The following is a 13,211-nucleotide window of genomic DNA, read 5'->3' as shown; positions in this document are numbered from 1 at the left end:
CGGTCATCCGCACATCACTTGTAGGTGATGTCGGACGAGCTGTACTTGCAGTAGGTGCCGTCGGGGCCGCTGCCGTTCTTGCTCGGCTCGGCGCCGGTGTTGTTCCCGATGTACTTCTGGCACGGGACGATCTTCTTGCTGCTGTCGCCGACGATCGTGATCCCGCGCAGGGTCAGCGAGTCGCCGTAGTTGGTGTTGATCCCGCCGATGACCTTGCCCGGGGCGGTGATCTCGGAGTTGCTCACGTTGATGGTGCGCTTGTACTGCGAGGAGCAGTTGCCGCAGGAGCGGACGAAGGTCGAGAAGTCCTGCCCGGCGAAGCCCGAGATGTTGAGCGTGCCGCCGCCGTTGAACTGGAAGATCTTGTCCGCGGCCTTACGGGCGCCGCCGCCGATGACGTTGAACGTCTTGCCGGTGCCGCGGAAGGTGGCGGCGTCCTCGCCGACGTCCTCCCACCAGACGTTCTGGAGGGTGCAGCTGCCCTCGCAGTGGACGCCGTCGGCGGCCGGGGCGCCGAGGATGACGTTCTTCAGCGTGGCGCCGTCCTTCAGCTCGAACAGCGGGCCCTGGTCCTCGTCCTGGTTGTCACTGCCGAGGTCGCCGGAGCCGTAGTAGCGCTTCATCCCGCCGTCGGTCGTCCCGCTGACGCTGATGGTCTTGGAGACCGCCTGCGGGGTGCCGCTGGGCGTGGGCCAGCTGGCGGCGGAGGCCGTGGGCAGGGTCAGCCCGGTGGTGATCGCGCCCGCGGTGAGGGCGACGGCGCCGAGGACCCCGGCCATCGCCCGGTACCTGGTGCGTGGTTCAGCCATGTCGGATCTCCTTCTCGGTGGGGGGTTTCACGGGGTGGTGATGGCCGGCCGCGGCGGGGTCGCCATCTTGTCGCCGATGAAGAAACTGGGGTGCGGGGGCTGGTTGTAGGCCGTGTTCTGCCAGGCCAGCGCCTCGCGGTACTGCCGGTCATGGAGCAGCGTGGTGATCTTCCGGTCGGTCTCGTACGGCGTGGAGTAGATCCGCAGCGCCTTGTTGTCGCTGGTCGGCCAGACCACCTCCTCGCGCCAGTCGCCGAGGATGTCGCCGGACAGCGACGGGGTGGCCTTGGTGCCGTTGTTGGAGTGCACCCCGGAGCCGGTGAGCAGCCGGGTGTCACCCGAGGTGCCGTACTTGTCGATGTGGGTGCCGTCCAGCAGCTCGCGCACCGGATCGCCGTCCCACCAGGCCAGGAAGTTGATCGAGGAGGGCTTGCGGCCCTTGGCGCCGCCGCCCTCGTCGCGGATCTGGTCGTCCCGCGCGGACCACATCTCCGCGCCGTCGTTGCCCGCCCAGATGTCACCGGCCACGCCGCGCCCGTTGTCGCCGCCGGACGCGGTGGACCACAGCACCTGGCCGGTGCGGGCGTCGGCGAAGTACGAGCCCGGTTTCGAGGAGTCCTCGTCCACCTTGAAGTACTCCAGACCCGCCCGGGAGGGGTCGAGGTCGCCGAGGTGGGCGGCGTCGCCGTGGCCGTTTTTGTTCGTCCACAGCCCGTTGCCGTTGTCGTCCACGGCCATCGAGCCGTAGACGATCTCGTCCCTGCCGTCGCCGTCCACATCGCCGGTGGCCAGCGCGTGGTTGCCCTGGCCGTCGTAGCCCTTGCCGGTGTTGGTGGAGCTGTTGGTGTCGAACGTCCACTGGCGGGTGAGCTGGCCTCCGCTGAACCTCCAGGCGGAGATCACGGTGCGGGTGTAGTAGCCGCGCGCCTCGATCAGCGAGGGGGTGGAGCCGTTGAGATACGCCGTCCCGGCCAGGAAGCGGTCCACGCGGTTGCCGTAGGAGTCGCCCCAGGAGGAGACGGTGCCGCGCGGCGGGACGTAGTCCACCGTGCTCATCGCGGCGCCCGTACGGCCGTTGAACATCGTCAGATATTCGGGTCCGCCGAGCACATAGCCGCTGGAGTTGCGGTAGTCGGCGGACGCGCTGCCGATCGTCCTTCCGGCGCCGTCCACCGTGCCGTCCGCGGTCTTCATCGCGATCTCGGCCTGGCCGTCGCCGTCGTAGTCGTACACCTGGAACTGGGTGTAGTGGGCACCGGAGCGGATGTTGCGGCCCAGGTCGATCCGCCACAGCCGCTGCCCCTGGAGGGTGTAGCCGTCGACGATGGTGTTGCCGGTGACGCCCGACTGGGAGTTGTCCTTGGCGTTGGTCGGCTGCCACTTCAGGACGAAGTCCAGGTCGCCGTCGCCGTCGAGGTCGCCCACCGAGGCGTCATTCGCCTCATAGGTGTAGTCCGAGCCGCCCGCCGGGGGTGAGATCGGCACATCGTAGTACCCCGGGCGGAACTGGATCGCGCTCGGCGAGGCGGGCTGCTCCGCCCCGCCCACAATGGCCCGCACGGTGTAGTCCGCGCTGTTCGGGGCGTCCTTGTGGAGGTAGTTCGTGGTGGTGATGGGGGAGGAGTTGACCTTGACGCCACCCCGGTAGAGGTTGAACGTCACACCGTCCGGGTCGGTGGCCAGCCAGCGCCAGCTGACCAGGTTGTCATTGCCGGTGTGCACGCTCACCAGCCCCCGGTCCAGCTTCTCGAGCTGGGCCGCGGCGGCCGCGTTCGGGGTGGGCCCCTTGCCCTCGGCGGCCTCCGAGACGCTCACCAGCGAGGTGACGGTCAGCGCACCCGCCGCGCAGACGGCGGCCAGCATCCGGCCCCTGCGCGGGGTGGATCTGGGCGGATGAGCGGGGGGCGGAATGTGCGAACTGTCCCGAGAGCGCACGTGGTCCTCCAAGGCATGGGGGGAAGGTGTGACCCCTAGTCGTCCCCTTGGCCTGAAAGGTTGCCGCCTTCGGGCCGACTTCTCGGGTGCGGGGCGAAACAGCCGAAACAGGGACTCGTCGGCCGCTACCGTCGAAGAGTGAAGGCCATTCGTCGATTCAGCGTGCGCCCCGTCCTTCCGGAGCCCCTGCGACCGCTCAACCGGCTGGCGCGCAATCTGCGCTGGTCCTGGCACCCCGAGACCCGCGAGCTCTTCGAGTCCGTGGACCCCGAGGGATGGCGGGAGTCGGGCGGCGACCCGGTGCGGCTGCTGGGCGCCGTGCCCCTCTCCCGGCTCGCGGACCTCGCCGAGGACCGCTCCTTCCTGCGCCGTCTCACGGCGGCCGCGGATGATCTGCACGACTATCTGACCGGGCCCCGGTGGTATCAGGGCCGGGTCGCCGCCGAGGACAGAGCCGGGCCGACCCCGGTCGAGTCCGTACCTGCTGTGTCCCCGGGCGCGCCCGTGGCGTCAGACGCGTCCGTACCCGCTGTGTCCCCGGGCGCGTCCGTACCCTCCGTCCCACCCGCCCCCTCAGGACTCCCCACCGCCATCGCCTACTTCTCGCCGGAATTCGGGATCACCGCCGCCCTGCCCCAGTACTCCGGCGGCCTCGGCATCCTCGCCGGTGACCACCTCAAGGCCGCCAGCGACCTCGGCGTCCCCCTGATGGGCGTCGGCCTCCTCTACCGCCACGGCTACTTCCGGCAGTCGCTCTCCCGCGACGGCTGGCAGCAGGAGCACTATCCGGTCCTGGACCCCGATGAGCTCCCGCTCACCCAGCTGTGCGAGACGGACGGACGGCCCGTCCGGATCCCGCTCACCCTGCCCGGCGGCCGTCCGCTGCACGCCCGCGTCTGGCAGGCCCAGGTGGGCAGGGTGCCACTGCTGCTGCTCGACTCCGACGTGGAGGAGAACGGCCACGGCGAGCGCGAGGTCACCGACCGGCTGTACGGAGGCGGCAGCGAGCACCGGCTGCTCCAGGAGATGCTGCTGGGCATCGGCGGCGTCCGCGCCCTGCGCGCGTACTGCCGGCTCACCGGCCACCCCGAGCCCGAGGTGTTCCACACCAACGAGGGCCACGCCGGATTCCAGGGCCTGGAGCGCATCCGCGAACTGATCGCCGACGGGGCCGACTTCGACACCGCCCATGAGGCGGTGCGGGCCGGGACCGTCTTCACCACCCACACCCCCGTGCCCGCCGGGATCGACCGCTTCGACCGCGAGCTGGTCGCCCGCCACTTCGGGGACGACGCCGAGCTGCCCGGGATCGAGGTCGAGCGGATCCTCGCGCTCGGCATGGAGACCTACCCCGGCGGGGAGCCCAACCTCTTCAACATGGCCGTGATGGGGCTGCGGCTGGCCCAGCGTGCCAACGGGGTGTCCACCCTGCACGGCCGCGTCAGCCGGGAGATGTTCGCCGGGCTCTGGCCGGGCTTCGACCCCGAGGAGGTGCCCATCACCTCCGTCACCAACGGGGTGCACGCGCCCACCTGGACGGCCCCCGAGGTCACCCGGCTCGGCGCCCGCCAGTTCGGCCACCTCGGCGACACCGAGCTGTGGGAGCTGCGCCGCACCCTGCGCAAGCGGCTGGTCGCCGAGGTCCGGCGGCGGCTGTACGCCTCCTGGCGGCAGCGCGGCGCGGGCACCGCAGAGCTCGGCTGGATCGACGGCGTGCTCGACCCCGACGTCCTCACCATCGGCTTCGCCCGCCGCGTCCCCTCCTACAAGCGGCTCACCCTGATGCTGCGCGACCAGGACCGGCTGATGGAGCTGCTGCTCCACCCCGAGCGGCCGGTCCAGATCGTGGTCGCGGGCAAGGCCCACCCGGCCGACGACGGCGGCAAGCGCCTCGTCCAGGAACTGGTCCGCTTCTCCGACGACCCCCGGGTGCGCCACCGCCTGGTCTTCCTGCCCGACTACGGCATGGGCATGGCCCAGAACCTCTACCCCGGCTGCGACGTCTGGCTCAACAACCCGCTGCGCCCGCTGGAGGCATGCGGCACCAGCGGTATGAAGGCGGCCCTGAACGGCTGTCTCAACCTCTCCGTCCTCGACGGCTGGTGGGACGAGTGGTACGAGCCGGACTTCGGCTGGGCCATCCCCACCGCCGACGGGGACGCCATCGACGAGACCCGCCGCGACGACCTGGAGGCCGCGGCCCTCTACGACCTGCTGGAGCAGCGGGTCGCCCCGCGCTTCTACGACCGCGGCCTGGACGGCCTCCCCGGCCGCTGGATCGCCATGGTCCGCCGCACCCTCACCACCCTCGGCCCCAAGGTCCTCGCGGGCCGCATGGTCCGCGAATACGTCGAGCGCCTCTACGCCCCCGCCGCCCGCTCCCACCGGGCCCTGAACCTCGAGGCGGCCGCCGAACTGGCCGGCTGGAAGACCCGGATCCGCGCCGCCTGGCCGGACGTCGCCGTCGACCACGTCGAGGCCCACCTCACCCCACCCGCCCCGGGCGACGCCGCCGAACTCGGCTCGACGCTCTCCCTCCGCGCCCGGGTGCGCCTGGGCACCCTGGACCCGGCGGACGTCGAAGTCCAAGCCGTGGCGGGTCGCGTGGACGACACCGACCACATCACCGACGCCACCCACATCCCCCTCAAACCCACCGCGGGCCCCGACATCGAAGGCAGCCGCCTCTACGAAGCCCCCCTGGCCCTCAACCGCACCGGCCCCTTCGGCTACACCATCCGCGTCCTCCCCACCCACCCCCTCCTCTCCCACCCCGCCGAACCGGGCCTCATCGCCATCCCCTCGGAAACCACATCCGAGGCGGCGGGAGTCCTGATGCGCTGAGCCTCCGGCGGTTAAACTGGTGACGGACCGTTCGGCACGGGGGAAAGTGCCACCCCATGCCCGACGTCTCGGGGTGCACGAAAAAAGCCGGCCGCCGCCCGAAGTGGCGGCCGGAATTGCCGACGGTCCCGGAGAGCGCCGCTCTCCGGCCGTTCGTATTGAGATCTTGGACGTCGGCAGGACCTCAGCTGACCACCGTACGAGGTGGTCGGGCTGAGCCTGCCGGGCCATCGGTTCGACCACCCCGATCGAAGGGTTGAGAACTGGTGGACTGGGACACCGTCACCCTGCTCGTCCTCGCGGCCTTCGGCCTCGCCGGACTGATACTGACCCTGTCAGCGGAGCTCCTGTCCAAGCTCCCGGCCGTCATCGAGGCATGGCGCCGGGTCCGCGCCACATGGCGCGGAGGCGACGACTAGTGGGAGGACCTGCGTGGGGCCGGTCCACTCGTTCGAAAAGATCGCCGGTTTCTTCGATTTCGTAGAGCGTTGGGCAGTTGCCGTGCTCGGAGGTCGTGCCAGCGGGATTGCGACCTCGTCGTCGCGCAGGTCGAGTGGCGATCAGGGTTGGGTTCGAGGTGGGTGGGTGGCGTCGTAGCGGCGTCGGTTGCTGTTGATCTCTTGCCGGTGCGTGGCGGCCCATTCGGCGAGAGCGGCGACTGAGTCCAGCAGCGTTGTACCGAGCGCGGTGAGCGCGTAGTCGACGCGCGGAGGAACGCTGGGGTGCACGGTCCTGGTGAGGAGGCCGTCGCGCTCGAGTTGCCGCAGGGTCAGGGTGAGCATGCGCTGCGAGATCCCGGTGACCGCGCGATGCAATTCGCTGAAGCGCAGGGTTCGGTCGCGGAGCTGCCCGATCACCAGGATGCTCCACTTGTCGCCGATCAGGGCGAGGATCCGCAGCACCTGTCGGCATACCTCGTCATCCGGCTCATCGCCGCCCATGTCCCCTGGCGGCTGAGGCGGGACGTCGCGGTGCTGCCCGGTCGACGAGGTCTTCCTGGAGAGAGCCAAGGGTTACCTCCATGTACGTCACCGACATAAATGTGCCGTCTTGTCACCATCACGGCAGTGACAAATCATGCTGCTGCGAACAAAGAGTAACTACCTGATTGGCGGGCCGCGGCCTGAGTTCGGCGTGACCGCTGTGATCGGAAGGGATGTTGTAGTGGCGAAGACGCTCGTTATCGTCGGTGCCGGCCCGGGGCTGGGAATGGGCGTGGCCCGAGCTTTCGGCCGTCAGGATTTCCAGGTGGGCCTGATCGCGCGAAGCGAGGACAGGCTCGCCGCTCTGGTGGATGAGTTGACCGGGCTGGGCATCACCGCCGCGGCGTTCCCCGCCGACATCCGGGATCGTGACGCGCTGGCCGATGCCCTCGCCAGGGCCGGGGAGGTGCTGGGGCCAGTGGATGTTCTGGAGTACAGCCCCAGCCCGACCGGACCGATCACCCACGCCGCGCAGACCACCGTCACATCTGCCGCCGCGCAGTTCGAGCTGCATGTGCTGGGCGCGGTGGCAGCCGTGGGGCAGGTACTGCCGCAGATGCGCGCCCGTGGCGAGGGAACGCTGCTGCTGACCACTGGCGTTTCCTCCACGATCGCCGCGCCATTCCTGGCCAACGTGGGGCTGGCCATGGCCGCCTTGCGCAACTGGGCGCATGCCCTGCACGCCGAGCTCGGCCCCCAGGGGATCCACGCGGCAACGGTGACCATCGCCTCCGGTGTCATCCCCGGCGACGAAGTGGCCGACCCGGATGCCATCGGCGCCCGCTACTACAGCCTGTACCAGCGGCCAGATCGGGCGGAAGAGGTCATCGGTGACCTGGAGGCATTCCGCGCCCTCGTTGCCGAGCGGGCCGACGGGCACGGCTGATCCCGCATCGTGGCCCTCCGGGCGGGGTCCGGGTTGTCCGGTTGTGTGCTGTCCATCGCCCAACGTGCCTTATAGGCTCGCGGATTGGCTGTCCGCCCGTTTCAGGAGGTGTCGTGCGAGACCAGAAGATGTACTGCTACACCTGTGGAACCGATGAACTGCACCGTCGTCTCTCCGCCAACGAGAAGGCCTGGCTCAAGAACCGGACGGGGCGGAAGACGGTCGAGGAGTTCTTCATGTGCAAGGCGCCCGACTGTCGCAATCTGCGGACCGGTTTCCAGAAGCGTCCCTTCGACCGCGTCATCCGCCTGCCGGACGACCTCTGACCCCGTGTGAGGCGGCGGCGCCCCCGCGCCCGTGGTGGTTGAACGCGGGACGAACATTGGATGAGAGCTGGGCCACATCGGCCATATGTGCGTTCTCGGAGCGTACATTCGCCCCCCTGAAGCCATTGCATGCACGGGGGGCAACCATGAAGTGGCTGGAGCAGTTGACTGCGCCCGAGAATCTGTTGGCGCTGCTCGGCGTCGTCGTGACCGTTGGCGGGCTCTCGTATGAGCGGCTGATTCCCGGGCGGAAGCGTATCGGTTATCGCGTGCAGATGGACACGTTGATAGACGACAGCACCCAGGACGGGCCGATTCATCAGCGGTTGCGGATGCTGGAGAATACCCCGGATCTGGCCGGGGCCTCACTCGTCCTGTTGCGGATTGAGAATGATGGGTTTCGGAGCATTGACGCCGACGACTACATCACGGCGCCGGCGACGAATCACCGCGGGCTGACCGCGACCTTTCCCAATCGCGTCGTACGGGATGTGGCGGTCACCGAGCCCAGCCATCCGGATCTGCTGCGGCATCTGCCGCAGCGCGGGACGCCGGAGAATCCCGGGCTGGTCTGTGCGGGCAATGAGATCTCGCTGCCCCGGGTGCCGCTGAACAAGGGGGATCACTTCAAGCTGCTGGTGCTGCTGACGGGCGCCGGGACCGACAAGCCGCCGCATGTGGGCGGGCGGATCAAAGAGGGCAGGATCCGGAACAACGAGAAGTTCCGGCGGCCCAGCAACCGGATGCTCGGGCTCATCGGCAGTCTGCTGGCGATGCTGATGCTCCAGTCGTTCGGTATGCGGGTGTGGCGGGACGATCCGCTGCCGCGCGGCTGTGCCGAGGGAAATCTGACGATCGTCGGCTCGACCGCGTTCAAGCCGGTGGCGCAGGACGCGGGCACGGCGTATCAGGGCGACTGCCGGGATGCCCATGTCACCGTCGAGGCGCAGGGCAGTGGGCGCGGTACGAAGACGCTGATCGACGTCGGGGAGGCGGCGAAGGGCGGATTCCCGTCGTATCTCGCCTTTTCCGACGGGCCGGAGGGGGACGGGAACCCCAAGCTCAAGGAGCATCTGGTGGCGCTGTCCGTGTTCAGCGTGGTGGTGAACAAGGACGTACGGATGACCGATCTCTCGCTGGAGGATGTCCGAGCCCTCTATTCGGGCCGGATCACCAACTGGAACCAGCTGCCCGGCGGGCCCGATCTACCGGTGCGGCTGGTGAGCCGGGACGCGAAATCCGGGACCCGCGGCGTGTTCGAGAGCCGGGTGCTGGAGCGTAACGAGATCTCGCGGACGTCCGACAATTGCCGGACCCCGAAATTCACCGGGGACGCCGTCGTCCGCTGTGAACTCGACAGCACCGGCGAGGTGTTGAAGACGGTGGCGAACACCCCCGGCGCGATCGGCTACGCCGAATTGCATTCCGCCGAGGAGAGTGCCCAGAAGGGGGCCCTCCATCTGGTGGCGCTCGACAACCGCAAGCCGTCCATCGACGCGGTGCGGGAGCGGATCTACCCCTTCTGGGAGCCGGAGTACGCGTACACCTACACCGCGCCGCCCGCCAACTCCCTGACCTCGAAATTCCTCGACTATCTGGCCGGGGACACCGGGCGGAACCTCATCGAGAAGCATGGCCATCTGCCCTGCGCCGCCGCCGAGAACCAGCGGGCGTGCCAGCTGGCGACCGGCGGACGGTAGGGGACAGCGGGGCGACCGGTCGGCCGGGCCAGGAAGCCCGGCCGACCGGCGGAGTCATTTCACGTTGACGCCGCCCCAGGCGTTGTCGACCGCCTTGTACTCGGCGCTGGTGGCGCCGTACAGCGCCTTCGCGGCCTTGAGGGTCGCGGTGCGGGCCTTGGCGTAGTTGGTGGTCGAGGTCATGTACGTGGTCAGGGCCTTGTACCAGATCTTCTCGGCCTTGGCGCGGCCGATGCCCTTGACGGTACGGCCGTCCTTGGTCGGGCTGTCGTAGGTCACCCCGCCGATGACCTTGCGGCCGCTGCCCTCGGACAGCAGATAGAAGAAGTGGTTGGCGATACCGGAGGTGAAGTGCGGGTCGTCGTTGCCCACACCGCTCTTCCAGTAGTCGTAGGACAGGCCGTCCTTGCTGGGCTTGTCCATGTAGCGCAGCGGGGTGCCGTCGCCGTTGATGTCGATCTTCTCGCCGATGAGGTAGTCACCGGGGTCCTTGGCGTTCTTGGCGTACCACTCCACGGCGGTGCCGAAGATGTCGGAGGTGGCCTCGTTGAGACCGCCCGACTCGCCGCTGTACTCGAGGTTGGCGGTGGCCGAGGTGAGCCCGTGGCTCATCTCGTGGCCCGCGACGTCGAGCGAGGTGAGGGGCTTCTTGTTGCCCGTGCCGTCGCCGTAGGTCATGCAGAAGCAGTCGTCGTCCCAGAAGGCGTTCTCGTACGCGTCGCCGAAGTGGACGCGGGAGTACGCGGCCTTGCCGTTGCCCTTGATGCCGTTCCGGCCGAGGACCTTCTTGTAGTAGTCCCAGGTCATCGCGGCACCGTAGTGGGCGTCCACGGCGGCGGTCTGGGCGATGGTGGGCTTGCCGTTGCCCCAGACGTTGTCGGCGTCGTAGAACGCCGACCCCTTCTTGGTCTCGTCCCACGAGTGCTTGAGGTTGTACGTCTGGTGGCCGCCGCGCGCGGTGTCCTTGAGCAGCCACTGGCTGCCGCTCTTGACCGAGCCGACGGTGACCTTGCCGTTGTGCTGGCCGGTGCCGGTGCCGTTCTCGACGGCCTGGAACTCGTAGAGCTTCCTTCCGGAGTCGGCGTCGGTGATGACGTGCAGCTTGCTGGGCGTACCGTCCTTCTGCACCCCGCTGACGACCGTCTCGTACGCCAGGGTGGGCTTGCCGGTGGCGGCCCAGATCACCTTGCGCGCGTGGCCAGAGCCCGCCTCCTTGTCGCCCGCGGCGCGCGCGGCGCCGAGGGCGGACCGCTCGGCGCCGGAGGGGGCGATGGCGGCGCTGGTGTCGCCGACCTCGATGTCGGCGTCGGTCGCCTTGTCGACACCCTGGGAGGCGCCGCTCGCGGACTCATGGACGATCAGATCGCCGCCGAGGACCGGCAGTCCGGCGTAGGTGCGCTCGTAGCGGGTGTGGGTGGTGCCGTCGGCGTCCTTGACGACGTCCTTGACGACCAGCTTCTCCTTGGCCCCGAGCCCCAGCGACTTCGCGGTGGAGACGGCGGTGGAGCCCGCCTCCCGCAGCAGCTCGGCGCGGACCGAGGGGGAGAGCGAGACAGTGGTGGCACCCGAGCGGGTGGCCGAAGGGGCCGAGGAGGGGGCCGCGTTCGCGGATCCGGCGGTGGCGCCGGCGGCGAGCAGGGAGGCGGCCAGGGTCGCCGCTCCGGCGGCGAGGGCGGTACGCGAGCGTCTGAGACGGGATATGCCGGATATGGCCGACGTCGAACGTGAATCCACGCGTATCTCCAGTTGTGATGGGGAGTTGGGCGAAGCTTCCGCCCAACGCGACAAAGATGTCACTTTGCCGTGGATAAAACATACCGGTGCCCGGGGCCTGAGGCCCCGGGCACCGGCAGAGTGTCGTGCGGTAACTCAGGTGGTTTTACTTGACGTTGACCCCGGCCCAGGCGGCGTCCACGCCCTTGGCCTCGGCGCTGTCGGCGCCGAAGAGGTCCGTGGCGGCCTTCTGGGTGGCCTCACGGGCGGCGTGGTAGTCGGTGTTGGAGGTCATGTACGTGGTCAGGGCCTTGTACCAGATCTTCTCGGCCTTGTCCCGCCCGATGCCCTCGACCTTGGAGCCGTCGGCGGTGGGGCTGTCGTACTTCACACCGTTGATCTCCTTCGCGCCGCTGCCCTCGGACAGCAGGTAGAAGAAGTGGTTGGCGACGCCGGAGGAGTAGTGCACGTCCTGGTCGCCCACGTCGTCGGACCAGTTGTCCGCGGACTGGCCGTCCTTGCTCGGCTTGTCCATGTAGCGCAGCGGGGTGCCGTCGCCGTTGATGTCGATCGCCTCGCCGATGAGGTAGTCACCGACGTCGGTGGTGTTCTTGGCGTTGAACTCCACCGAGGTGCCGAAGATGTCGGAGGTGGCCTCGTTGAGACCGCCCGACTCGCCGCTGTACTCCAGGCCCGCGGTCTTGGAGGTGACGCCGTGGCTCATCTCGTGGCCCGCCACGTCGAGCGCGGTCAGCGGGGCCTTGTTGCCCTGGCCGTCGCCGTAGGTCATGCAGAAGCAGCTGTCGTCCCAGAAGGCGTTGACGTAGCTGTCGCCGTAGTGCACGCGGGAGTAGGCGCCCTTGCCGTCGCCCGCGATGCCGTCGCGGCCGTGCACGTTCTTGTAGTAGTCCCAGGTGGCGGCGGCGCCGTAGTGGGCGTCGACGGCGGCGGTCTGGGGGTCGTCCGGCTTGCCGGTGCCCCAGTTGTCGTCGTCGTCGGTGAACGCCTTGCCCTCGCCGTCCTCCTTGTTCTCCAGGTTGGTGGTCTTGTGGCCGCCGCGGTCGGCGTCGGTCAGGGTGTAACCGCTGCCTTCCTTGCTGGTGCCGAGCTCGACCTCGCCGCTGTACTCGCTGGAGCCCTTGCCGGTCTCGATGCCCTGGTACTCGTAGAGCTTCTTGCCGGTGGCGGCGTCGGTGATGACGTGCAGCTGGTTCGGGGTGCCGTCCTTCTGCACCCCGCCGACGACGGTCTCGTAGGCGAGCACGGGCTTGCCGTCGGCGGCCCAGATCACCTTGCGCGGGGCCTGGTCGGCCGTCGCCTTGGCGGTGTCGTCGGCCTTGGCCAGCTTGACGGCCGACTTCGCCGCGGCGCTCGGGGCGATCCCGGCCGTGGTGGAGGCGACCTTGACGGTGGCCTTGGTGGCCTTGGTGACGCTCTTCACGTCACCGCCCTTGGCGCGGTGGACGACCAGGTCGCCGCCGAGGACGGGCAGGCCGTCGTAGGTGCGGTCGTAGCGGGTGTGGGTGGTGCCGTCGGCGTCCTTGATGACGTCCTTGACGACCAGCTTCTCCTTGGCGCCGAGGCCGAGCGACGAGGCGGTGTCCGCCTTGGTCGCGTTGGCCTCGCGGAGCAGCTCGGCACGGGCCGAGGCGGTGAGCGCCGCGGGCTGGGCGCCGGACTTGGCGTCGGCCGGGGCGGCGCCCGCGGTTCCGGCGCTCAGGCCGGAGGCGAGCAGGGCCGCCGCGGCGACGGCGGTACCGGCCGCGATGGCCGAACGCCGCTTGCCAGCACCGGATATGGGCATGCTGAAGGTCTTGCGCACGCGATCTCCTCGTTGCTGTGGGGGGGTCAGCGCCGGGCTGCGGGGAAGTGCGGCCCGGTGCTGAACAAGAGGTACTGATGCGTAATGCGTTGGGCAGACTGTCACACAAGTCCGGGACATGTCACGGGTTTCACGACAGGTCGAGGGGAAAATGTTCGTTGAATGCTGATCAACCTTCGGATTCCGGACAGCT

10 protein-coding genes are annotated in these 13,211 nt (G+C 69.0%); 5 read left to right on the top strand and 5 right to left on the bottom strand.

Going from position 1 to position 13,211, the window contains the following annotated elements; genetic code table 11:
• Positions 1–14: 14 nt before the first annotated feature.
• Complete coding sequence (locus tag ACT2CW_RS10590; RefSeq protein ID WP_445516372.1) at positions 15–809, bottom strand: pectate lyase; 795 nt, start codon at positions 807–809, stop codon at positions 15–17.
• 27 nt (positions 810–836) lie between these two features.
• Positions 837–2,672 carry a rhamnogalacturonan lyase gene (locus tag ACT2CW_RS10585; RefSeq protein WP_445516371.1) on the bottom strand — a complete coding sequence of 612 codons (1,836 nt, stop codon included), beginning with the start codon at positions 2,670–2,672 and terminating at the stop codon, positions 837–839.
• Between the two features lie 210 nt (positions 2,673–2,882).
• Here ACT2CW_RS10585 and glgP point away from each other — a divergent pair, with 210 nt between their 5' ends.
• A complete protein-coding gene (glgP, locus tag ACT2CW_RS10580; protein ID WP_445516370.1) occupies positions 2,883–5,588 on the top strand; it encodes an alpha-glucan family phosphorylase in 2,706 nt (901 codons plus the stop codon).
• Between the two features lie 266 nt (positions 5,589–5,854).
• Positions 5,855–6,007, top strand: coding sequence for a hypothetical protein (locus ACT2CW_RS10575; protein ID WP_198549161.1), 153 nt, complete (start codon positions 5,855–5,857; stop codon positions 6,005–6,007).
• A 141-nt stretch (positions 6,008–6,148) separates the two neighbouring features.
• Here ACT2CW_RS10575 and ACT2CW_RS10570 read toward each other — a convergent pair whose 3' ends face one another.
• The gene (locus tag ACT2CW_RS10570; RefSeq protein ID WP_445516664.1) at positions 6,149–6,529 is read right to left on the bottom strand and encodes a winged helix-turn-helix transcriptional regulator; all 381 of its coding nucleotides are present in this window, start codon (positions 6,527–6,529) and stop codon (positions 6,149–6,151) included.
• Positions 6,530–6,665: 136 nt separating this feature from the next.
• Between ACT2CW_RS10570 and ACT2CW_RS10565 the strand changes: the two genes are divergently transcribed.
• The 3 genes from ACT2CW_RS10565 (at position 6,666) to ACT2CW_RS10555 (ending at position 9,483) form a co-directional block, all read left to right on the top strand.
• Positions 6,666–7,457 carry an SDR family NAD(P)-dependent oxidoreductase gene (locus ACT2CW_RS10565; RefSeq protein WP_445516369.1) on the top strand — a complete coding sequence of 264 codons (792 nt, stop codon included), beginning with the start codon at positions 6,666–6,668 and terminating at the stop codon, positions 7,455–7,457.
• A gap of 128 nt (positions 7,458–7,585) precedes the next feature.
• On the top strand, positions 7,586–7,783 hold the full coding sequence (locus tag ACT2CW_RS10560) for a hypothetical protein (RefSeq protein WP_445516663.1): 198 nt from the start codon (positions 7,586–7,588) through the stop codon (positions 7,781–7,783).
• Between the two features lie 275 nt (positions 7,784–8,058).
• On the top strand, positions 8,059–9,483 hold the full coding sequence (locus ACT2CW_RS10555) for a phosphate ABC transporter substrate-binding protein (protein ID WP_445516368.1): 1,425 nt from the start codon (positions 8,059–8,061) through the stop codon (positions 9,481–9,483).
• A gap of 54 nt (positions 9,484–9,537) precedes the next feature.
• Here ACT2CW_RS10555 and ACT2CW_RS10550 read toward each other — a convergent pair whose 3' ends face one another.
• Positions 9,538–11,217, bottom strand: a complete 1,680-nt coding sequence (locus ACT2CW_RS10550) for a M4 family metallopeptidase (RefSeq protein ID WP_445516367.1) — start codon at positions 11,215–11,217, stop codon at positions 9,538–9,540.
• Between the two features lie 145 nt (positions 11,218–11,362).
• Positions 11,363–13,000: a M4 family metallopeptidase gene (locus tag ACT2CW_RS10545; RefSeq protein WP_445516662.1), complete on the bottom strand. Its 1,638-nt coding sequence runs from the start codon at positions 12,998–13,000 to the stop codon at positions 11,363–11,365.
• Positions 13,001–13,211: the final 211 nt, after the last annotated feature.

This window comes from Streptomyces sp. NEAU-174, from assembly GCF_052665095.1.
This window is presented reverse-complemented; position numbering and strand designations above follow the sequence as displayed.